The organism is Sphingomonas sp. BLHR8 (assembly GCF_056821725.1).
On the sequence record NZ_JBPDIM010000001.1, the window covers coordinates 1,647,241 to 1,669,017 of the forward strand.

The 21,777-nt window shown below is 69.0% G+C and carries 19 protein-coding genes; 9 read left to right on the top strand and 10 right to left on the bottom strand.

The window, feature by feature from the left end; all coding sequences use genetic code 11:
- Positions 1 to 4: 4 nt before the first annotated feature.
- The 3 genes from rpsG to ACRYJK_RS08260 all read right to left on the bottom strand — a co-directional run bounded on the left by rpsG (position 5) and on the right by ACRYJK_RS08260 (position 3,600).
- Positions 5 to 475 (bottom strand): 30S ribosomal protein S7, encoded by a 471-nt coding sequence (gene rpsG, locus ACRYJK_RS08250; protein ID WP_482667049.1) that lies wholly within the window; start codon positions 473 to 475, stop codon positions 5 to 7.
- A gap of 106 nt (positions 476 to 581) precedes the next feature.
- Positions 582 to 953, bottom strand: a complete 372-nt coding sequence (gene rpsL / locus ACRYJK_RS08255) for a 30S ribosomal protein S12 (RefSeq protein ID WP_482667050.1) — start codon at positions 951 to 953, stop codon at positions 582 to 584.
- Between the two features lie 244 nt (positions 954 to 1,197).
- A complete protein-coding gene (locus tag ACRYJK_RS08260) occupies positions 1,198 to 3,600 on the bottom strand; it encodes a S8 family peptidase (protein WP_482667051.1) in 2,403 nt (800 codons plus the stop codon).
- A gap of 169 nt (positions 3,601 to 3,769) precedes the next feature.
- Between ACRYJK_RS08260 and ACRYJK_RS08265 the strand changes: the two genes are divergently transcribed.
- The 3 genes from ACRYJK_RS08265 (at position 3,770) to ACRYJK_RS08275 (ending at position 7,601) form a co-directional block, all read left to right on the top strand.
- A complete protein-coding gene (locus tag ACRYJK_RS08265) occupies positions 3,770 to 4,501 on the top strand; it encodes a pyrimidine 5'-nucleotidase (protein WP_482667425.1) in 732 nt (243 codons plus the stop codon).
- A 1-nt stretch (position 4,502) separates the two neighbouring features.
- Entirely contained in the window at positions 4,503 to 5,384 is an 882-nt protein-coding gene (dapD, locus tag ACRYJK_RS08270) for a 2,3,4,5-tetrahydropyridine-2,6-dicarboxylate N-succinyltransferase (RefSeq protein ID WP_482667052.1), read from the top strand.
- Positions 5,385 to 5,498: 114 nt separating this feature from the next.
- Positions 5,499 to 7,601 (top strand): TonB-dependent receptor plug domain-containing protein, encoded by a 2,103-nt coding sequence (locus ACRYJK_RS08275; RefSeq protein ID WP_482667053.1) that lies wholly within the window; start codon positions 5,499 to 5,501, stop codon positions 7,599 to 7,601.
- Here the strand turns inward: ACRYJK_RS08275 and gpmA are convergent.
- Genes gpmA through ACRYJK_RS08290 form a run of 3 tightly spaced genes read right to left on the bottom strand, consistent with a single transcriptional unit; the run spans position 7,598 to position 10,900 of the window.
- Complete coding sequence (gpmA, locus tag ACRYJK_RS08280; RefSeq protein WP_482667054.1) at positions 7,598 to 8,284, bottom strand: 2,3-diphosphoglycerate-dependent phosphoglycerate mutase; 687 nt, start codon at positions 8,282 to 8,284, stop codon at positions 7,598 to 7,600. The genes ACRYJK_RS08275 and gpmA overlap by 4 nt on opposite strands.
- A gap of 22 nt (positions 8,285 to 8,306) precedes the next feature.
- Complete coding sequence (locus ACRYJK_RS08285; protein WP_482667055.1) at positions 8,307 to 8,873, bottom strand: cytochrome b; 567 nt, start codon at positions 8,871 to 8,873, stop codon at positions 8,307 to 8,309.
- Positions 8,874 to 8,890: 17 nt separating this feature from the next.
- On the bottom strand, positions 8,891 to 10,900 hold the full coding sequence (locus ACRYJK_RS08290) for a TonB-dependent receptor (RefSeq protein WP_482667056.1): 2,010 nt from the start codon (positions 10,898 to 10,900) through the stop codon (positions 8,891 to 8,893).
- A gap of 107 nt (positions 10,901 to 11,007) precedes the next feature.
- On the opposite strand from ACRYJK_RS08290, the gene ACRYJK_RS08295 reads away from it, so the two are divergent.
- Positions 11,008 to 12,270: a multidrug effflux MFS transporter gene (locus ACRYJK_RS08295; protein WP_482667057.1), complete on the top strand. Its 1,263-nt coding sequence runs from the start codon at positions 11,008 to 11,010 to the stop codon at positions 12,268 to 12,270.
- Here the strand turns inward: ACRYJK_RS08295 and ACRYJK_RS08300 are convergent.
- The 4 genes from ACRYJK_RS08300 to ACRYJK_RS08315 form a co-directional block, all read right to left on the bottom strand.
- Positions 12,224 to 12,721 (bottom strand): acyl-CoA thioesterase, encoded by a 498-nt coding sequence (locus tag ACRYJK_RS08300; RefSeq protein WP_482667058.1) that lies wholly within the window; start codon positions 12,719 to 12,721, stop codon positions 12,224 to 12,226. The two genes, ACRYJK_RS08295 and ACRYJK_RS08300, sit on opposite strands and share 47 nt — an antisense overlap.
- A complete protein-coding gene (locus ACRYJK_RS08305; RefSeq protein ID WP_482667059.1) occupies positions 12,721 to 13,503 on the bottom strand; it encodes an SDR family NAD(P)-dependent oxidoreductase in 783 nt (260 codons plus the stop codon). Before ACRYJK_RS08305 ends, ACRYJK_RS08300 begins: the two co-directional genes overlap by 1 nt.
- A gap of 212 nt (positions 13,504 to 13,715) precedes the next feature.
- Positions 13,716 to 14,888, bottom strand: a complete 1,173-nt coding sequence (locus ACRYJK_RS08310; protein WP_482667060.1) for an acetyl-CoA C-acetyltransferase — start codon at positions 14,886 to 14,888, stop codon at positions 13,716 to 13,718.
- 67 nt (positions 14,889 to 14,955) lie between these two features.
- The gene (locus tag ACRYJK_RS08315; RefSeq protein WP_482667061.1) at positions 14,956 to 16,110 is read right to left on the bottom strand and encodes an acyl-CoA dehydrogenase family protein; all 1,155 of its coding nucleotides are present in this window, start codon (positions 16,108 to 16,110) and stop codon (positions 14,956 to 14,958) included.
- Positions 16,111 to 16,457: 347 nt separating this feature from the next.
- Here ACRYJK_RS08315 and ACRYJK_RS08320 point away from each other — a divergent pair, with 347 nt between their 5' ends.
- From ACRYJK_RS08320 to msrB, 5 genes are all read left to right on the top strand, one after another.
- Complete coding sequence (locus ACRYJK_RS08320) at positions 16,458 to 17,345, top strand: SMP-30/gluconolactonase/LRE family protein (RefSeq protein WP_482667062.1); 888 nt, start codon at positions 16,458 to 16,460, stop codon at positions 17,343 to 17,345.
- 69 nt (positions 17,346 to 17,414) lie between these two features.
- Positions 17,415 to 18,386, top strand: a complete 972-nt coding sequence (locus ACRYJK_RS08325; protein ID WP_482667063.1) for an ABC transporter ATP-binding protein — start codon at positions 17,415 to 17,417, stop codon at positions 18,384 to 18,386.
- Positions 18,383 to 19,621: an ABC transporter permease gene (locus ACRYJK_RS08330; protein WP_482667064.1), complete on the top strand. Its 1,239-nt coding sequence runs from the start codon at positions 18,383 to 18,385 to the stop codon at positions 19,619 to 19,621. The genes ACRYJK_RS08325 and ACRYJK_RS08330 overlap by 4 nt, the downstream gene beginning before the upstream one ends.
- Positions 19,622 to 19,824: 203 nt before the next feature.
- Positions 19,825 to 21,066, top strand: a complete 1,242-nt coding sequence (locus ACRYJK_RS08335; RefSeq protein ID WP_482667426.1) for a cytochrome P450 — start codon at positions 19,825 to 19,827, stop codon at positions 21,064 to 21,066.
- A 180-nt stretch (positions 21,067 to 21,246) separates the two neighbouring features.
- Positions 21,247 to 21,735, top strand: a complete 489-nt coding sequence (msrB, locus tag ACRYJK_RS08340) for a peptide-methionine (R)-S-oxide reductase (RefSeq protein WP_482667065.1) — start codon at positions 21,247 to 21,249, stop codon at positions 21,733 to 21,735.
- The last annotated feature ends 42 nt before the right edge of the window (positions 21,736 to 21,777 follow it).

The window sequence follows — 21,777 nt, forward strand, 5'->3', positions numbered from 1 at the left end:
GCTGTTACCAGCGGTAGTGCGAGAAGGCGCGGTTCGCTTCCGCCATGCGGTGCGTGTCTTCGCGCTTCTTGACGGCGTTGCCGCGATTGTTCGAGGCGTCCATCAGTTCGCCCGACAGGCGCGCGGCCATCGTCGGTTCGCTGCGCTTGCGCGAGGCGTCGATCAGCCAGCGGATGGCGAGCGCCTGGGCGCGCTCGTGACGCACCTCGACCGGCACCTGGTAGGTCGCACCGCCGACGCGGCGGCTGCGGACCTCAATTCCCGGCTTCACGTTGTTGAGCGCGTCGTGGAACACGCCCAGCGGTTCGCGCTTCGCACGCTGTTCGACGGTGTCGAGCGCGCCATAGACGATCGCTTCGGCGACGGACTTCTTACCATCGTACATGATCGAGTTCATGAACTTGGTCAGCACCTCATCACCGAAACGGGGATCGGGCAGGACTTCGCGGCGTTCGGGACGACGACGACGGGCCATGGGTAATTCCTTCGTTCGCTGGGACGCCACGCTCGGTATGTCGGGCGGCGGGCAGCGGTAAGACCAATGTCAGCGGCGCGCCGGACAAACCGCGCGCCGCACGCAATCACTTCGGACGCTTGGCGCCGTACTTCGAACGCGACTGCTTGCGATCCTTCACACCCTGCGTGTCGAGCACGCCGCGCAGCACGTGATAGCGCACACCCGGAAGGTCGCGCACACGACCGCCGCGGATCAGCACCACGCTGTGCTCCTGCAGGTTGTGGCCCTCGCCGGGGATGTAGGTGATCACCTCACGGCTGTTGGTGAGGCGGACCTTGGCGACCTTGCGAAGCGCCGAGTTCGGCTTCTTCGGGGTCGTCGTGTACACGCGGGTGCACACGCCACGCTTCTGCGGGTTGGCCTCCATCGCGGGGACCTTGGACTTGGTCTTCTGCAGCTCGCGACCCTTACGGACGAGCTGGTTGATCGTAGGCATGAAGTCTTCACCTTGAGTCTGGTTACTCTGCCCAAGCGCGGTCACCGGCATCGCGCAGACGGGGCACACCCCGACAAGCGCAAAGACTCCGGCGGGCATCCCTGAAGGGCGCCCCGGAGCCACGTCGATCCCGGCTTGAACAGTGTTCAGGCGTCTGTAGCGCCCGGCCGAAGGCTGTCGCCCCCTGACTCGGACGAGCGCGCCTGTAGGCGAAGGGGGCCGCCGGGTCAATCGGCGGCCGCCGTCAAAAGCCGAGCGCGAGCCGCACCGCTGCGCCGAGATCGTCGCGCGCGTCGCTGCGATGCTCGGGGTGGGTGCGCCAGTAACCCCCGAGCGAGAGCGATCCGACCGCCAGCGGCGCGCTCCACACCGCTTCGGCCACGCGTTCGCGCTGTTTCGGCGCGAGCGACAGGCTGACGTTGCCCATCGTCGGCGCGAGCGTCGCATAATCGTAGGCAACCGGCACCTCGAGCGCCAGCGCGCCCCCGGTCACCGCCAACGGCTGCGCATAACGGAGCGCCAGACGGTCGCCACGGCTCACCAGGTTGCTGCCAGTGAGCGTCATGCTCCATGCCTGCGAGCGGACCGTTGCGCCGCGTGCCGCCACGCCGCCCTGCCCGGCGCGCGTGAAGCCTTCGCGCCATTCACCATCGATCCGCCAGGACGGCGAAAGCGCGACCCCCGCCCCCGCATCGAAAAACAACGTGCTCGCCCCGACCGGTGCCAGTCCGGGGAGCAGCCGCGCGCCGAGTAGCGTATCGCGTTCGGTCATCAGCGACGCGCCACCATGCAGATCGAGCCGTCCGACCCCGCGGTCGTAGCGTACGCGGGCGACGTGATAGCGATAGTCGCCGTCGAAGGCATCGAAGCGGCCTTGCCGTCCGCCGCTGAGCAGCGGGTCGATGCGCCCTTCCTCCAGCGTCGCGGTGACCGCTCCACCGAACGCGAGGCGACGCGCCCCGCCGGCAAGCGTTCCCCGCGCACCGATTCGGTCGAGCGACTGCGCGCCGCTCGCCAGCAGGAAGGGGGCCGCGTGGGCCGCGCTGGCCGGGGCAAACAGGCTGTCGCCGCCGCGACCGATGCCGAACGCGACCGACGTATTGGGCGAAATCCGGCTCACCACCCCCGCTGCAATGGCCCGTGCCTGCTGGCGCTGGTGCGGGCCGAGCGCGAGCGGCGCAATGTCGACGAGCCCGCCTTGGCGCAGCGACACGGACACCGCCGTCGCGCCGACGCTAGCGCCCACCTGCCGCACCGGGTCCGCCAGCGCAGCGGCCAGCCGCGGGCGGACGGGCGCGGAGCGGTGCAGCTTGGCAAGATCGACCGCGTAGGCGCGACCATAGCTGTCGAGCACCACCGTCTGCGCGACGCCGCTGGTGGTGGCGTCGCCGGTCGCGCCCGAGCCCATCCCGGCGAGTTGATCGAGCGGCAGCGCGGCGTTGCTTCCCGCCAGAGTCGCGCTGCCCTGTGGCGCGAAAGCCCGCGCGATATCGAGGATGCCGCGCCCGAACACCGCATCCGTTCCGGGGTTGCCTGCCTCGCGCGCGCTCGTCAGCAGCAGTTCGACGATCTGCCGCCCGGTGAGATTGGGAAACGCCTGCGCGAGCAGCACCGCGGCTCCCGAAATCTGCGGCGCCGCAAATGACGTTCCGTTGAGCAGGTAGACATAGGTCCCGGTCGCATCGGTGGTCGTGCGGATCTGGCCGTTCTCGTAATCGCAGCAGACCCGCACACCCAACGCGCTGAGATATTGATTGGCGTAGGCCCCGGCGCGGTTCGAGAAGTCGCCTATCACGCCATTCTTGTCGACCGCGCCGGCGATGATCACCATCCCCTGCCCCGCGGACGCGATGCTGGAGGCGAACGGGTCGGGCTGATTGGGGTCGACGGCCGTATTCGATCCGTCGCCGTCGTTGCCCGCCGCGACGATCACCACAATCCCGGCCGCCGCCGCGCGCTGAATGGCGGAAAGCACCTGGCTGCCCGCCGTCCCTCCGCCGAGCGAGATGTTGATGACGCGCGCATTGGCGCTGATCGCGCGATCGATTCCCGCTGCGATCGCACTGTCGGGAAAGCGGCACTTGCTTTCGGTGGTGGTCGATGTGTCGGTGCAGCTGTCGGCACGGTCGGCCCGGAGCGCAAGCAGCGTCGCATCAAAGGCGATGCCCATGGTGCCGAGGTTGTTGCGAGCCCCGAGCAGCACCTGGGCGACGTTGGTTCCGTGCCCGTCGCCGCCGGCCTCGTCATAGCCTCGCCCGGCGCCGGTGACGTCGGTCGACAGCGGATGGAAGCGGCCGATGAATTCCGGGCTGTCGGCGTCGAAGCCCGAATCGATGACGCCCACCGTCACGCCTTTTCCGGTCGCTCCGACCACCCAGGCAGAAACGGCATTGTGATACGCGGGTCCGTCGGACCGCCGATATTCGGCCGTGTTGGTGAACTCATAAGGCGAGGCGACCGGCGTGGGCGTCGGGGTGGGCGCAGGCGCAGGCGCAGGTGCCGGAGCAGGGGCCGGAACCGGCGCGGGCGACGGGGTGCTGGTTGGAGGGGGCGGCAAGGTCGCGATCCCACCGTTGCCCCCGCCGCAGCCGGCGAGCGACAGCGCCGCCAGCGCGGTCCCGCTCAACCGCAGGAGCCGTCCGTTCATCCACGCGCCCACCATCCTGCCCGCCCCCCTTCGTCTGTGCGGCACGCTGGGCGACCGCTTCTCCTGTGCGAGATGCAATGTGCAGGGATTGGGCACAAAGACTTTCGGAAAACTGAATTTCGATCCGGCGCTTGCGTCGGCGCGGACGGGCGGCAAAGGCGCGGCGGTGCTGCGCGAATCCCTCCCCTCCCCCACGCCATCGCCACCCAACGGGCGCGCCCGCGCGACGCTCGCGCAGGTCGACGACTGGCTGTTCGACCTCGACAACACGCTGTATTCGCCGGACATCGGTCTGTTTGCACAGGTCGACCAGCGCATGGGCGCCTACATCATGCGCCTGCTGGGCTGCGATGCGGTCGAGGCACGGCGCGTTCAGAAGCTCTATTTCCACGATCACGGCACCACGCTGGCCGGACTGATGCGGCACCATGCCATCGACCCCGAGGAATTCCTCGCCGATGTGCACCGGGTCGACATGGCACGGCTGCAGCCCGACCCACATCTGCGGGCGCTGATCGAGCGGCTGCCGGGCCGAAAGCACATCTTCACCAACGCCAACCGTTCCTACGCCGAAGAGGTGCTGGAGCGACGCGGCCTCACGGGCCTGTTCGAGATCATCGTCGACATCACCGCCTGCGGTTATGTGCCCAAGCCGGAGCCACGCAGCTACGCAACGCTCGCGACGATGATCGATGGCCTGGAACCGGCGCGCGCGTGCCTGTTCGACGACATGAGCCGCAACCTCGCGCCGGCGCATGCGCTCGGCATGACGACGGTGTGGCTGGCGAACGGCTCCGAAAGCGGTGATCGCGGCCATTCGGCGGCGCACACCGACCACATTATCGCCGACCTTCGCCCCTGGCTGGAGCGGGTCGTCCCTGCGCTCGAGAGGATCCGCTGACATGACCGATTTCGCACAGCTGGAAGCGGTCATCGCCGCCGCCTGGGACGAGCGCGCGAGCATTGGCCCGGCGACGCGGGGTGAAGTGCGCGACGCTGTCGAGACCGCGCTCAATGCGCTCGACCAGGGCACGCTGCGGGTAGCGGAGCCGGTCGGTGACGGGCTCGGACCCGATCAGTGGCGGGTCAACCAATGGGCCAAGCAGGCGGTGCTGCTGTCGTTCCGCCTCAGCGACAACGCGCTGATCGAATCGATCCCGCTTTACCGCGGCTCCGAAGCGCGCCCCGGCCCGTGGTACGATAAGGTGCCGTCGAAATTCGCCGACTGGGACGCGGATCGCTTCGCCGCCGCCGGGGTGCGAGTGGTGCCCGGCGCCTATGCCCGCCGCGGCGCCTTCATCGGCCGCGACACGGTGCTGATGCCGAGCTTCGTCAACATCGGCGCTCATGTCGGGCCGGGCACGATGGTCGACACCTGGGCGACCGTCGGCAGCTGCGCGCAGATCGGCGCCAACGTCCATCTGTCGGGCGGGGTCGGTATCGGTGGGGTGCTCGAACCGCTGCAGGCGGCGCCGGTGATCATCGAGGACGACTGCTTCATCGGCGCCCGCTCCGAAGTGGTCGAGGGCGTTCACGTCGAACGCGGCGCAGTGCTCGCGATGGGCGTGTTCCTGTCCTCCACCACCAAAATCGTCGATCGCGACAGCGGCGAGATGCTCGTAGGCCGCGTGCCCGCCTACAGCGTCGTCGTCCCCGGCACCCTCCCCGGCCGCCCGCTGCGCGACGGCTCGCCGGGTCCGGCGCTCGCCTGCGCGGTGATCGTGAAGCGGGTCGATGCGCAAACGCGCGCCAAGACCGCCATCAACGATCTGCTGCGAACCTGACTGGTTGCATTGGTCGAGAATTGTGGCACGCCTTCGACTTTAGGCGGGCGGTCGACAGCTTGCGCGGATGAGGGAGGACAGGGGTTGTCGGGAGCGGGGCGCGAGCCGTCACTGTTGCGCCTGGGCGCCAGTGCGATCGCGCTGAGCTATTCGGGCGCCGCCCTGGCGCAGGATGGCGCGTCATCGCCTGCGGTCACCGTCGCTTCGCCGCCGAGCGCGGACGCAACATCCAACACACCTGCGACCGCCGTGACTGCGGGAACGTCCGCCACCGAAACCTTTACCCCGGCCGACTTCGCACGCTTCGCGCCACGCAGCGCGCTCGACATGGTACGGCAGATTCCGGACTTCCGCATCTCAGCGGTCAGCGACGCGCGCGGGCTCGGGCAGGCGAGCCAGAACATCCTCATCAACGGCCAGCGCATCGCCGGCAAGGATCAGGACGCGGAAGCGGTGCTCGCCCGCATAGCCGCCAGCGCCATCGCGCGCATCGAGGTCGTCGATGGCGCAACGCTGTCGATCCCCGGGCTTACCGGCCGCGTCGCCAACGTCGTCACCATCCCGTCGGGTCTGACCGGGCAATTTCGCTGGGTTCCCGAATTTCGCCCCGTGCTGGGCGCCAACCTCCTCTCGGGCCGCGTTTCGCTCAGCGGGCGATTGGGCGCGAGCGACGTGTCGTTCAGCCTCTCCAACGACGGCGCGCTGCGCGGCGGGGCGGGCCTGCAGACGCTGACGCGGGCTGACGGCGCGCTGCTCTACGAACGCGATGAATTGGCGCGATATGATTTTCAGGCACCCAAGCTCGCCGCTTCGATCGGCCGGGCGTGGGGCGACGGCAGCGCGCTCAATCTCGCCCTGTCCGCGCAATACAGCCGCGACCGCATCCGTATCGACGGCGCCGCCGATCTGCCACGCTTCGAACCGCCGTTCGACGACAGCTATCTCGGCAATTATGACGGCTGGTCGAGCGAGGCGAGCGGCGATTACGCCTTCCCCATCTCGGCCGGTGCGACCATCAAACTCATCGGGTTGCAGCGGCTTGGCGCCGGGGAAACCCGCGACCGATACAGTTACCGCTACCGCGGACCGGGCGAGGAGGACGCTGGCACCGCGCTCAGCGTCGACGAACGCTACGGCGAAAGCGTGCTGCGCGGCGAACTGACGACCGCGCGCGGTTGGACGCTGGCGATCGAAGGCGCCTATAATTTCCTCGACCTCGACAGCCGGATCGGCGCGATAAGGGGCGATCGGCCGGTCGCCTTCAGCTCGCTGCCCGGCGGCACCGTATATGTCGACGAATGGCGGGCGGAGGCGAGCGCGAGCCGACGCTTCACCTTCAGCCCGGGGCTTACCCTGCAGGCGACACTCGGCGGCGAATTCAGCCGATTGCGCCTCGCGGGTCAGTCCCGCCGTGACTTCGTGCGGCCCAAGGGAGCGCTGGCGCTCGCGTGGACGGCGTCGCCCCGCTGGACGGTCAACGCCGCCATCGAACGCCGCGTCGGCCAGCTGTCGTTCGGGGATTTTTCCGCCCGCGTGAACCTGCAGCAGGGCGCGCAGCTCGGCAGCAACGCCGACCTCGTTCCCGCGCAAAGCTGGTTCGGGGAGGTGCTGGCGACCCGCACGCTGGGCGCGGCTGGTTCGCTGACCGTCGGCGCTCGCTACGAAGCGATCAGCGACATCGTCGATTATATCCCGGTCGGGCCGTCGTTGGCGGCGGTCGGCAATCTTCCCTCAGCCCACCGCGCGTCGGTGATCGGTCGCGGTACGTTCAACCTCGACCGGTTCGGGTTCGCCGGGGCGCGGCTCACCGCCGACGTGGAGCTGGGCGACAGTTCGGTACGCGACCCGCTGTTGGGGGAGCAGCGTCCGATCAGCAATGACCTCATCACTCGCATGACGATCGACCTGCGCCACGACGTTCCCGCCACGCCGCTCGCGTGGGGCACGTCACTGACGATCGACGATCGCGCGGCGATGTATCGTCCGGACCAGATCTTTCTCTCCCGCCTGACGCGTCCGGTGTGGAGCAGCTTCATCGAACATAAGAACGTGCTGGGCCTCACCGTGCGCGCGACGGTGCGCAACCTTCTGGGCGCTCGGGAGGCGATCAGCCGCGACGTGTTCGCCCCGCGCCGCGACGTGGCGCTCGACTTCACCGAACGTCAGGAACGCCGCATCTCGCCGTTCCTGCTTCTTTCGGTCAGCGGCAGCTTCTAACGTTCCGACAGATAATAGCGGTCGCGCGCGTTGAGTTCGTCGTCGAGGTCGTAGACGATCGGCTGCCCGGTCGGAATTTCGAGGCTGGCGATGTCGGCATCGCTGATCCCCGACAGATGCTTCACCAGCGCGCGCAGGCTGTTGCCGTGGGCGGAGATGATCACCCGCTCCCCCTGCCGCAGCGCGGGCGCGATGTCGCTCTCCCAATAGGGCAGCACCCGCGCGATCGTGTCTTTGAGGCTTTCGCTCCGCGGCACGGTCACCCCGGCGTAACGCCGATCCTGAGCGAGGTCATATTCCGATCCGACGTCGAGATTGGGCGGCGGAATATCGAAGCTCCGCCGCCAGATCTTGACCTGGTCGTCGCCGTGCCGGGCGGCGGTCTGCGCCTTGTCGAGGCCGGTCAGCCCGCCATAGTGCCGCTCGTTGAGGCGCCAGTGCTTGGTGACCGGGATCCACAGCCGCCCCATCGCCTCCAGCGCGATGTTGAGCGTCTTGATCGCGCGCGTCTGCACGCTGGTGAACCCGCGATCGACGTCGAGGCCTTTCGCGGCGATGAGTTCGCCCGCGGCCTTGGCCTCGGCTTCGCCCTGCGGCGTCAGGGTGACGTCCCACCACCCGGTGAAGCGGTTTTCGAGGTTCCAGGCGCTCTGGCCATGGCGGACGAGGATCAGCTGCGGCATGGTCGGGGCGAGGTTCCTGCGGTTAGCGACGTAGCCCGCGCCCGGTCATGCGGACCAGCGTCGGGTCATTCTTGATAAAGTGATGGTACATCGCCGCACCGACGTGGCCGACCGCGAGGCCGAGCAGCAGGAACGCCATCAGCTCGTGGCCTTCGCCGGCGATGTTGGCGAGCGGATCGCCGCGCGAGATGGCGAACTTCGGAATGTCGAACAGGCCGTAGAAGGTCAGCGGCGCCGGCCCGCTCGACGCGTACATCCATCCGCTCAGCGGCACGAGGAACATCAGCGCGTAGAGGATGGTGTGGATCACCCCGGCGAGACTCTTTTCCATGCGCGTCACCTGCGGCGGGTGCGGCGGCGGCGGATAGAGCAGCCGCCAGCCGAGCCGGATCGCCGCCAGCGTGAGGATGAGAATGCCGGTCGATTTGTGGATCGGCATGATCAGCGCGGGTGCCGCATTGTGCAGGATACCGCCCGCCGCATTGCCGAGGATCAGTGCGGCCATCAGCCAGTGCAGCGCGCGCGACACGCTGTGGTAGCGCGCGACCTGCGCGGGGTCGTAGGGTGTGCTCACTGCCTGCGTTGCCATTGCCGGTCCCTCCTCGCTCAACGGCCAGCGCCGCGCCAGCGCAGCGTGAGCCAACCCGTCCGCGGCGCGCCGAGGTCGATGCTGCCCCCCGCGTTGCGCGTCACCACGTCCACGTCAAAGAGGTTTTCGACCGCGAGCGCAAGCTCCAGCCGATCCGTCAGCTGCCAGCCAAGCCGCGCATCCACCAGCGTGGCAGCGGGCAGGCGGTCGACATTGCGATCGTCCTCGAATGCTTCGCCCACATGGCGCACGCCGGCTTCGGCCCGCCACAGCCCGCCGATCCACATTAGACGCGCGGACGCCTGCAGCCGCGGGGTCTGCGCCGGACGGAGGCCGTCGAGCGCGCGCGCCGTGGGGTCGTCGCCCGCCTCGATCCGTGCATCGGCAAAGGCGAGGCTGGCGCTCGCAAGAAACGGCCCGCGACGCCATTCGCCCTCCGCCTCGACCCCGGTTGAGACAATGGCGTCGAGGCTGCGCCGCTCGCGCAGATTGGGGCCGATGGTGACGTTACCGATCGCGCCCCCCAGTCGATCGCGATAACCGGTCAGCGATAGCCGCACCGCCTCTGCCGGGCGAAGGTCGAGCCCGATCTGCACGCCGCGCAGCCGTTCGAGGTCGAGCGCGGGGTTGGCGCGGGTCACCACCGGGAACGCCGTGAACCCCCGGTAAAGCTCGTTGAGCGTCGGCAGCCGGAAGCCGGTGTAGGCCGCCGCGCGCAGGTCGATCGCCGGCGACATCGCGTATCGCACGGCGGCGCGCACGCTCGGCTCGATCCCGACCCGATCGGCAAAGCGCGCATCGGCGACCGGCCGTCCATCGACCAGGCTTTCGCGCGCGAAGCCGCTGCTCTGCCGCCAGCGGTCGAGCCGTACGCCGATGCTGCCGCTCATACGCCCGGTGGCCGCTCCCAACTCGCCGAACAGGCCTGCGACGCTTTGCGCCCCGCCACTCGCCCGCCGCCGGGTGATGCTCCCATCGGCGGCGAGCGCACGTTCGAGCGCCGTGCCTTCGCCGCCGCGGATGTCCGCGCCCAGCCGCAACGTCATCGCTCGCGGGACCGGCGGACGCAGCTCGACCTTGGCGCCCCAGCCGTTCGACGGGGTGGCATATTGGTCGAGCGTCGGCCGAAAACTGGTCGCACTGACGACCACCGAACGGAAATCCCGCGCCTGCAGCCAGCCCAGCGCGTCAACCTGCCAGCGCGTGCCACCGGTCGCGCGGACGCTCGCGTCGAGCCCCTGAATGCCACTGTCGGCACCGCGAAAGCGCAGCGTGCGCGCATCGTCGAACCCCGCCAGCCGCCCCTGCAGCGTCAGCGCGTCGCCGAGCGGCGCCTCGGCCGTCAGCGCCAGCCGCGTCGCGGCATAAGCCGCGCGCACGCTCGCAGCGACCCGCTCGTCCGGCGGGGTCGTGAAAAAGCCCTCGCCGCTCTCATGCGCGACGTCGAGCGCGACCCGCCCCGCGCCGAGCGCCGCCACCGCGCCAGCGGAAAGACGTCGGTCACCGAGGCTCGAGAGGGCAGCGAACGCACGTGCGCCGCTCCGCCGGTCGAGCGGGGTCGATCGGGCATCGATCACCCCAGTCAGCGCGCCCGCACCGAACGCCCCCGCCCCGCCGCCGCGTGTCACCTCGACACTCGCCAGCGTCTCCGGGTCGAGCGCCGCAAAGGGGATGGCCCCAAAGAAAGTGTCCGCGAGCGGCACCCCGTCGAGCGTGACCAGCGCCCGGCTCGAGGCATTGCCGCCGAGCCCGCGCAGCGTGACGCCTTGCGCGCTCGGATTGGACGAGCGCCCGTCGCTGCGCCGAAACTGGGCGAAGCCCGCGACGCGCGCCAGCGCCTCCTCGATCCGCCCGCCCGGTGCCGAACGCAGCGCATCGCCGTCCACCCGGCGCACGGCATAGCCTTCCGCCCCGACCGGCGTCGGCAGCGCGGTGACGACGATCGGCACATCCTCCACCCGTTCGGGGGCCGAGGCGATGATGGCCGGCGGGGCTGGCGGGGGTGGGGGTGGGGGCGCGTCGAACACTGCCCTGCGATAGTGCGAGCATGGTCGGCGTGAAAGCGCTGCGAGCTTGGCGTCACACTGGCGTTTCTCGCATGACGCGGCGAGGCCGCTGTGGCAGGGCCTTCGCAATGATTCCAGCGCCACCTGCCGCCCCGCGGACCCAAGCCGACCGCCTCGGCCCGCGCGAGTTCGTGGCGATGATGGCGTTGATGATGGCGTTGAACGCGCTCGCCATCGACGCGATGCTGCCCGCGCTGCCGCAGATCGCGGGCGAACTCGGCGCGCCGACTGCCAATGCGCAGCAGCGCATCATCACCCTCTACTTCGTCGGCCTCGGCATCGGCTCGCTGATCCACGGCCCCCTCGCCGACCGCTTCGGGCGCCGCCCGGTCATTCTGGTAAGCCTCGTCGGCTATATCGTCGCAGCCCTCGCCTCGGCCTTCGCGCCGACGTGGGAGACGATGCTCGGCATGCGCTTCCTGCACGGGCTGATGGCCGCGGCGATGGGCGTGGTCGCGACCGCAGTCGTGCGCGACCGCAGCTCGGGCGATGCGATGGCCAAGATGATGAGCCTCATCTTCCTCATCTTCATGGTCGTGCCCATCGTCGCGCCCACGCTCGGGCAGGGCATTCTCTCGATCGCCACCTGGCCGGCAATCTTCGGCTTCCTCGCGATCATGGGCAGCGTCATGCTGGTCTGGATCGGCCTGCGCCTGCCCGAGACGATGAAGCCCGAGGACCAGCGCCCGCTCGCACTGCGGCCACTTCTCGGCGTCTGGCGCCAGGTGGCGACGCATCGCACCGCGCTCGCCTATATGGCCGCGTCGAGCATCGCCATCGGCGCCAACTTCGGCTTTCTCAACAGCGCGCAGCAGATCATCGCGCGGACCTTTGGCGCCGGGGCGATCTTTCCCTATGTCTTCGCCATCGTCGCGGCGGGCATCGCGGCCGCCAATTTCACCAACTCGCGGCTGGTCATGCGCTTCGGCGCGCGGCGGGTGAGCCATACCGCGATCATCGCCTTCATTGTCTTTTCGTGCGTGCAGCTGTTGTTCGCGATTGTCGGCGAATCGCTGTGGCTGTTCGTCGGCATCGTCACGCTCAACATGGCGATGATGGGCTTCATCGGCGCCAACAGCAGCTCGATCGCGATGGAGCCGTTCGGGCGAGAGGCGGGCAGTGCGTCGTCGTTCCAGAACAGCGTGCGCACGCTCCTCTCCGCCGCGGTCGGCGCGATCATCGGCGGCGCCTATGACGGGACGACGGTGCCGCTCGCGGTGGGTTATCTGATCGCCGGGATCGTCGCGCTCGCCGCGTTGCTGTGGGGGGAGCGCGGGCGGCTGTTCACGCGCCCGAACCCGCCGCACCGTCCGCTGCCGCGGGCGCCCTGAACGCGAGCGCGGCGAGCGCCGCGCGCACATCGTCCCTGAGCGGGCTCGCTGCGCCATCGCGGCGCACCGCGACGACGGTGGCCGAAGTCGCGATCGGCCGCCCCGCCTGCGTCATCAGTTGAACGATGGTGAAGCTCGACCCGCCGATCCGGCCCACGGCGGAGTGGACCTCCACCGGTTCGGGGAAGCTGCCTTCGCCGAGATAGTCGATGGTCACCTGTACGACGACCGACCGCTCCCCCTTCGGGCGTTCGCCGGGTGGGCGCGTGCGGCGGCTGATGTTTACCCGCGCGCTCTCGAACAGCGCGGCGAAGGCGACATTGTTGAGGTGGCGGTTGGTGTCGAGATCCTGATAGCGCGTGCCGATCGTCTCGTTGATCGCATAGCGCGCGGGGTCGAGCCGGGCGGGGTCGGGCCGGCTCGAACCGCTCCCGTCCCCGCCCGAACGCATCAACGCGGCGCCATGCGAATGGCCCCGTCGAGGCGGACGTCCTCGCCGTTGAAGTAGCCGCACTCGATCATGGTGAGCGCGAGCTGCGCATATTCCTCGGGGTGGCCGAGCCGCTTGGGGAAGGGCACCGACTGCGCCAGCGCTTCCTTCACCGCGGGCGGAGCGGCGTTCATCAGCGGGGTGTTGAAAATCCCCGGCAGGATCGTGTTGACGCGGATGCCCTCGCTCATCAGGTCGCGCGCGATGGGGAGGGTCATGCCGACGACGCCGCCCTTCGACGCCGAATAGGCCGCCTGGCCGATCTGCCCGTCTTCCGCCGCGACGCTGGCGGTGTTGACGATCGCGCCGCGTTCGCCGTCCTCCATCGGGTCGAGCGTCAACATCCCCGCCGCCGACTTGGCGATGCAGCGGAACGTGCCGACGAGGTTGATCTGGATGATCCAGTTGAACGCGTCGAGCGGGAAACTCTTGATGCTGCCGTCGGTCTTGGAGCGGCTGGCGGTTTTGATCGCGTTGCCGGTGCCGGCGCAGTTGACGAGGATACGCTCCTGCCCGTGCGCGGCGCGGGCCTTGGCAAAGCCCGCGTCGACGCTGGCGTCGTCGGTGACGTTCACCTCGCAGAACACGCCGCCGATCTCCGCCGCGAGCGCTTCACCCTTTTCCTGCTGCAGGTCGAAGATCGCAACCTTGACGCCCTTTGCCGCCAACGCCCGCGCCGTCGCCGCGCCGAGCCCGGAAGCCGCGCCGGTCACGACCGCGGCGGTAGTGTTGTCGAGTTTCATGCCTGTCCTCTCAAAGCTTCGTCACCCTGAACTTGTTTCAGGGTCGATGTTTCGCGCCCGCCGCGTGGATGCTGAAACAAGTTCAGCATGACGGGGAATATCCCAACCCCCCCTTCAGGGGAGGGGTTGGGGTGGGGTGGTGCGGCCTAGCTCGGCGCCTCGTCCAGAGACCCCACCCCCGGCCCCTCCCCTGAAGGGGAGGGGAGAAACAGTCAGCACCGCTCGACGATGGTCACGTTGGCGACGCCGCCGCCCTCGCACATCGTCTGGAGGCCGTAGCGCTTGTCCTGCACCCGCAGCGCGTTGAGCAGCGTCGCCATCAGCTTGGTGCCGCTCGCGCCGAGCGGGTGGCCGAGCGCGATCGCGCCGCCGTGGACGTTCATCCGCGACGGGTCGGCGCCGACATGCTTCGCCCAGGCAAGCGGGACCGGCGCGAACGCTTCGTTCACCTCATGAAGGTCGATGTCGTCGATCTTCATGCCCGCGCGGCTGAGAGCGCGGTCGGTGGCGAACAGCGGTTCCTCGAGCATGATCACCGGGTCGCCTGCGGTGACGGTGACATTGTGGATGCGCGCCAGCGGGGTGAGGCCGTGGTCCTTGAGCGCCTGTTCCGACACGACCAGCACCGCGCTCGCGCCATCGCAGATCTGGCTGGCGTTGGCGGCGGTAATTGCGCCCCCTTCCGCGAGTAGCTTGACGCTGGCGATGCCCTCTAGCGTCGCGTCGAAGCGGATGCCTTCGTCGACCTTGTGCTTCTGCGGGCCGTCGGGGGTTTCGATCTCGAGCGGCACAATCTCGCGCTCGAACGCGCCGCTTTCGGTCGCGGCCTTGGCCTTCTGATGACTTTCGAGCGCGAACTGGTCGAGCTGTTCCTTGCTGAAGCCGTGCTTCTTCACGAGCATCTCGGCGCCCATGAACTGCGACCACTGGACGCCCGGATATTTCTCCTCGAGCCCCGGCGATTTGTAGCTGCCGAGCCCTTCCTTCGCGAACAGCATCGCGGTGGAGCCCATCGGCACGCGGGTCATGCTCTCGACGCCGGCGGCGATGACCATGTCCTGCGTGCCCGACATCACCGCCTGAGCCGCGAACTGCATCGCCTGCTGGGAGGAGCCGCACTGGCGGTCGATGGTTACCGCGGGCACTTTCTCGCCCAGCCGCTTGGAGGCGAGCACCGCGTTGCGGCCGACCTGCAGCGACTGCTGCCCGCCCTGGATGACGCAGCCCATGATGACGTCATCGATGCGCTGCCCGTCGACCCCGGTCCGTTCGACGAGGAAATCGAGCGTCGCCGCCGCCATGTCCACCGGGTGCCAGCCCGCGAGCCTGCCCCCACGCTTTCCCCCCGCGGTGCGGACGGCGTCGACGATGTAGGCGGTGGGCATGGGTGGGGTCCTTTCAAAAATGCGGCGCGATGGGCGTCATTTCCATCCCGCGTGCGGGAGGGGAGGGTCAGAGCTTGCGCCCGATCAGTTCTTTCATGATCTCGTTGGTGCCGCCGAAGATGCGCGTCACGCGCGCGCCGCGCCAGGCGCGGGCGATGGGATATTCGTTCATGTAACCCGCGCCGCCGTGCAGCTGGAGGCATTTGTCCATCACCTCCCACTGGAGGTCGGTGTGCCACAGCTTTGCCGCGGCGCCCTCCTCCGGGGTCAACTCGCGCTTGAGGTGCCGCGCGAGCGCCCAGTCGAGGTGCGCCCAGCCGACCTGCAGCTTGGCCTTGAGGTCCGCGAGCACGAAGCGCGTATTCTGGAAATCGAGGATCGGCTTGCCGAACGCCTTGCGGTCGCGAGTGAACTCGACGGTGTCGTCGAACGCGCGCTGGGCGGACGCCTGCGCGGAGACGGCGATCGACAAGCGCTCCTGCGGCAGCTCGCTCATCAGATAGATGAAGCCCTTGCCCTCTTCGCCGAGGCAGTTGGTGATCGGTACGCGCACGTCGTTGAAGAACAGCTCGGACGTGTCCGCCTCGTCCTGGCCGATCTTGTCGAGGTTGCGGCCGCGCTCGAATCCTTCGCGGTCCGCCTCGACGAGGATGATCGACACGCCCTTCCACGCCGGTTGCACCTCGGTGTCGGTCTTGGCGCAGACGAGGATGAGGTCGGCGTTCTGGCCGTTGGTGATGTAGGTTTTCGACCCGTTGATAACGTAGTGATTGCCGTCCTTCTTCGCGGTCGTGCGCATGCCCTGAAGGTCGGAGCCGGTGCCCGGTTCGGTCATGGCGATGGCGGTCACCACCTCGCCCGACACCATCTTGGGGAGCCAGTGCCGCTTCTGCTCCTCGCTGCCGTACTGGATGAGGTAGTTCACGACGATGTCCGACTGGAGCGAAAAGCCCGTCGTCACGCGGCCGTTGTAGGCGCTCTCCTCATCGACGATCGCGTTATAGCCGAAGTCCAGACCGAGCCCGCCGTACTCCTCCGGTACCGTCGGGCACAGCATGCCCACCGCGCCCGCTTTGGGCCACACCGATTTGGGGACGATCCCCGCCTCCTGCCATTCGGCGGCGTGCGGCGCGATCTCGCGTTCGAGAAAGGCGCGGACCGAGTGGCGAAAGGCTTCGTGATCTTCGGTGTAGGCGGTGCGGGACAGCTGATCGAGCGACATGGCGGCAATCTCTCCGGGGGGCGGCTCTCACGTCCGCTGTTCCGCAAAGACAAGCTGACGTTTACGTTCGCGTCAAGTGCCAAGGCGAGCGCGGCCACGCCCGCGCGGTGCCGCGAAGCGGCACGCCGAAGGCCGGCCGACAGGCGGCGAAGCCGACCTGATCGACGTCATGGGATTTAATCCCATGACGGCCTCGCCGCGTCTCGCCCCCCCGTCACCCTGAACTTGTTTCAGGGTCCATCCGTCACGCCCCAGCGCTGGATGCTGAAACAAGTTCAGCATGACGAAGCTAGGCTGCGAATACCGGAGGCTGGCGGGGCCGAGCTCTGCGACCTAAACCGAAACCCATGCCCCCCATCACCCCAGCCTTCGACCACGCAGCCACCCTCGGCGAATCCCCGCGCTGGCACGCCGGTGAAGGCCGCCTCTACTGGGTCGACATCGACGCGGGCGAAGTCCTGCGCGCGCGCCCCGGCGAGGCGGTGGAGCACTGGTCGATCGCTCAGCCCGCCGCCTGCCTCGCCTTCCGCGCGGGCGGAGGTCTGTTGATCGGCGGCAAGGCGGGTTTGCTCGCCGCCGACGAATGGCGCGGCGACCTGACGCCATTTGGCGAACAGATGCTAAAAGGCCGCGACGACTACCGCCTCAACGACGGTCGCACCGACCCCGCCGGGCGCTTCTGGGTCGGAAGCATGGACGAGGCAAAGCTGACCCACGACGCCGCGCTCTACCGCGTCACGCCGGCGGGCGAGGTCACGCGCGCCGCGGGCGGTATGACCACCTGCAACGCCGCCGCCTTCACCGCGGACGGACGGCGCTTCATGCACGCCGACACCGCGACCCATGCGCTGCGCCGCTACGATGTCGACCCGACCACGGGGGGCCTCTCGAACGAGCGGCTGTTCCACCAGTTCGAGCGCGGCGGCGTCGGGCCGGGCCTCGGTCGCCCGGACGGCGGCAGCTTCGATAGCGAAGGCTGCTACTGGAGCGCGCTGTTCGACGGCTGGCGCGTCGTGCGCCTCTCGCCCGGGGGCGAGATCGTTGCGGAGGTCGCGCTGCCGGTGCAGCGACCGACGATGATCGCATTCGGCGGAACGGACCACCGCACCGCCTATGTCACCACCGCGCGCAAGGGGCTCGACGAAGCGGCGCTGTTGGAACAGCCCCTGGCCGGCGCGGTGTTGAGCTTTCCCGTCGACGTGCCGGGCGTGCCGGAATTTGCCTTCGCAGGCTGACGCCCCCTTCCCCACCGCCGCGCCGCCGCCTATCCCTTGCTCGAACGGCCTGGACGGGGGAACGCGATCTTGAGCGACTGGGTGGTCGAGGCAGAGGGCTTGGGCAAACGCTTCGGCGGGTTCGACGCGGTGCGCGACGTGTCGCTGACCATCCCGCGCGGCAGCATCTACGGCGTGCTCGGGCCCAATGGCGCGGGCAAGACGACCACCATCCGCATGCTGCTGGGCGTGATCGAACCCGACACCGGCAGACGCCGGCTGCTCGGCCACGACCACCCGCGTGAGGTCGCGCCGCGGGTCGGCTACCTGCCCGAGGAGCGCGGCCTTTACCCTGCCATGACCGCGCGCGAAGCGGTCGCTTTCATGGGTGCGCTGCGCGGCCTCCCCCTCGCCGAAGGGCGCCGCCGCGCCGACGAACGGCTGGCGCAGCTCGGCCTCGAACGCGCGCAGAAGCTGAAGGTGCGAAAACTCAGCAAGGGCATGGCGCAGATGGTGCAGCTGGTGGGGGCGCTGGTGCACGATCCCGAGGTTGCGGTGCTCGACGAGCCGTTCTCCGGGCTCGACCCGGTCAATCAGGAGCGGCTGGAGGCGATGGTCCTGGAAGCGCGCGACCGCGGCACCACGGTCATCCTGTCGACCCACGTTATGGCCCACGCACAGCGCCTGTGCGACGGCCTCGCCATCATCGCCGGCGGTGAGCGCCGCTTCGAAGGGAGCGTCGCGCAGGCCCGCGCGCTGTTGCCGCAGCAGGTACGTTATCGCCCGCGCGACGGTGTGGACGAGGCGGCGCTTAAACACGCGCTACCGTCCGGCGCGACCCGCGATGCACAGGGCGAATGGCACTTCGCCATCCCCGACGGCGGCGTCGATCCGCTGATCGGCGCGCTCGTTGCCGGGGGCTTCGGCGTGCAGGAACTGGCGATCGAGCGGCCCGGGCTGCACGAGGCCTTCGTTCATATCGTCGGCGACGCGCCCGACCGTCGCGGGGTGCCGCCTGAGCCTCCGCTCCGCTCCGAAATCGGCGAGGAGTCCGCGGCATGAATTTCTGGCGTTCGGTCTGGATCGTCGCACGGCGCGACGTAACGGCGCTCGTGCTGACCCCGACGTTCCTCGTATTCCTGCTGGCGCCGTTGCTGATGCTGGGCTTCGGCGCGCTCGGTGGCGCGTCGGCGAGCGCGGTGGCGGCGAGTGCCGAGAACAGCGACCGCATCGTCGCATATGTTCCGGCAGCGGAGCGCGACCGCTTCATCGCCGCCGACCAGCGCCTCCGACGCGCATGGGAGCGCACGCCGCCGATCACGGTCGTGCCGCAGCTGCCCGAGCACGCCGGCGTCGCGCGCGAGCTTACTGCCGGGGCCGATGTGCTGGCGGTGCTGACCGGCCCCGCCGCCGCGCCCCGGATCGCCGAGCGGAACAAGGACGGCAGCTCGGGCCGATATCTCGCGCTCCTCGCCGAGACGGTGGCGCGGGAAGGCGCGCGCGCGACCGCGCCGACCGCCAGCCGTGCGACCTTCGTGCCGCTGGCGCGCGATGCGGGCAATTCGCGAAGCGCGCGGCAGGCGCTGGGATATGGCGCGGTGTTCGCGCTGTTCATGCTGCTCCTGCTGCTTGCCGGGCAGACCGTCGGCACCATGGCCGAGGAGAAGGGCAACAAGGTCCTCGAAATTCTCGCGGCGGCGATCCCGCTGGAGGCGCTGTTCTTCGGCAAGCTGATCGGCATGTTCGCGGTGGCGATGCTGTTCGTCGCCTTCTGGGGTCTGGTGGGCGCGGGCGCGCTCAGCTCCGCGGCCGGCGTTGCACCCGAACTGGCGGCGCGCCTGTCCGTGGTGCCCGCGATCGGCTGGCCGATGTTCGTGCTGCTCACCGGAATTTACTTCTTCCTCGCCTTCCTCCTGCTCGGGGCGATGTTCCTGTCGGCGGGCGCGCTCGCGTCGACGGTGCGCGAGATTCAGATGCTCTCGCTGCCGCTCACCTTTCTCCAGGTCGGCGTCTTCGCGCTGGCGAGCGCGGCGGCGAATGCCCCCGGCAGCGGCATCGCCACCGTGGCGCAGTGGGTGCCGTGGGCGTCCCCGCTCGCCATGTCGGCGCGAGCGGCGACCGACGCATCGCTCGCGCCGCACCTCGTCGCGATCCTCTGGCAGCTCCTGTGGGTGACGCTCACCATCTGGCTCGGCGTGCGAGTGTTTCGCGCGGGCGTCCTGCGATCCTCGAGCAGCGGCGGCGGTTGGCTCAGCCGATTGCGCCGGAGCCAGCCGGACACGCCGGTCGCCCGTTGACATGCGTGTCAGTAATGGCATTCTCGACAGGTAATTCGCGCGACCGGACGGGACAGTTCGGCGCGCGCCCTCCGACATCGGAACCCTGAGAGAGAGCCATGGCCAGCACTGCAACTGTCACCGACCAGACCGCCGCTCCGCCCCCGCCCGACTGGACGGTCGAGGATCGCTATCGCATCGTGAAGGACACCAGCCCGCGTCCCATGCCCGCGGCCGGCCGCGTGGCGGATCGGTTCGAGGACGTCACCCATCCCGACCTGTGGGCGCAGGACCGCTGGCAGGAGCCTTTCCGCCAATTGCGCGCCGACGGCGGCATCCATTATTTCGAGGACGCGCGGTTCGGCCCCTATTGGGCGATCAGCACCTACAAACCGATCGTGCACATCGAAGCGCTGCCGCAGATCTACAGCTCGGCGGGGCAGTTGGGCGGCATCACCGTCGCCGGCGACGGCATGGATTCGCGGCTCGAATTCGAAGTGCCGACGCCGATGTTCATCGCCATGGACCCGCCCAAGCACACCGCGCAGCGGCGCACCGTGGCGCCCGCGTTCGGCCCCTCCCCCGTCGCGGAGATGAAGGCCGACGCGGTCGCGCGCACCGCCGCGGTGCTGGATTCGCTGCCGATCGGCGAGAGCTTCGACTGGGTCGAGCGCGTGTCGATCGAACTCACCACGCAGATGCTGGCGCGACTGTTCGACTTTCCGTGGGAGGAGCGGTCAAAGCTCACCCACTGGTCCGACGCATTGGGCGATGTCGAAACCTTTCACACGCCCGAACAGCGCAAGGCGCGGCTCGAACAGGCGATGCAGATGGGCGCGGCGTTCGGCGCGCTGTGGCAGTCGAAGGTCGGCCAGCCCGCGACCAACGACCTCATCTCGATCATGCTTCACAGCGACGCGATGAAGGACATGGACCATTATGAGTTCATGGGGAACCTCATCCTTCTGATCGTCGGCGGCAACGACACAACGCGCAATTCGATGAGCGCCTATGCCTATGGGCTGAACCAGTTCCCCGACCAGCGCGCGCTGCTCGAGGAGCATCCCGAACATATCCCGAATGCGGTGCAGGAACTGGTGCGCTGGCAGACGCCGCTCGCGCACATGCGGCGAACCGCGCTGCAGGATGTCGACCTGTTCGGCCACCAGATCCGCGCGGGCGACAAGATCGCGCTGTGGTATGCGAGCGCCAATCGCGACGAAAGCGTGTTCGCCAACGGCGACGCGATCGACATCACCCGCGAAAATGCCCGCCGCCACCTCGCCTTCGGCTACGGCATCCACCGCTGCGTCGGCGCGCGCGTCGCCGAGCTGCAGTTGCAGGTGCTGCTCGAGGAAATGGCCAAGCGCCGCCTGCGGGTCCACGTCGAAAGCGAACCCGAGCGGGTGCCCGCCTGCTTCGTCCACGGCTATCGCCACATGCAGGTGCGGCTCGAGAAATACTGAGGGTAGTTCGACCCTCACCCTCCCACGCTGCGCGCGGGCCCCTCCCTCTCCCAGGGGGAGAGGGGCTTTAATTCCCTCTCCCCCTGGGAGAGGGAGGGAGGCGCGCAGCGCCGGAAGGGTGAGGGTCGATAGGCGCGCACGATGCTTGCCTCCCGCAACGCTACTGATCACAACCGGGGGATGACCACCCGCCTCGATCGCCGCAAGCTGATGCAGTACGCTCTCGCAGCGGCCGGGACGGCCGTCGTTCCGGCGGGCGCCGCCGCAGCGACGGCCACCGCGAAAACCTCGCTCACCGATGCGGACTGGCGCCAGCGCTTGTCGCCGATGACCTATTATGTGCTGCGGCAGGAGGGGACCGAGCGGCCCTTTACCTCACCCCTGCTGGCGGAGGCGCGCGCCGGGCGCTACGCCTGCGCCGGGTGCGGCAGCGACCTGTTCGCCAGTCACGCGAAGTTCGACGTCGGGACCGGATGGCCATGCTTCCACGCCGCGCTGCCGGGCCGGGTCGCGACGCGCGAAGACCGCGCGCAGGGGCTGGTCCGCACGACGGTGCACTGCCGCGGTTGCGGCGGGCACCTCGGCCATCGCTATGACGGGAAGGAGGCGGCGACCGGGCGGCCGCATCTAGCGATCAACGGCGCCGCACTCAGTTTCCGGCCGCTCTGAGGAGCGATTGCTTCGCAAACCGGGCGTTGCTACATCGTTGCA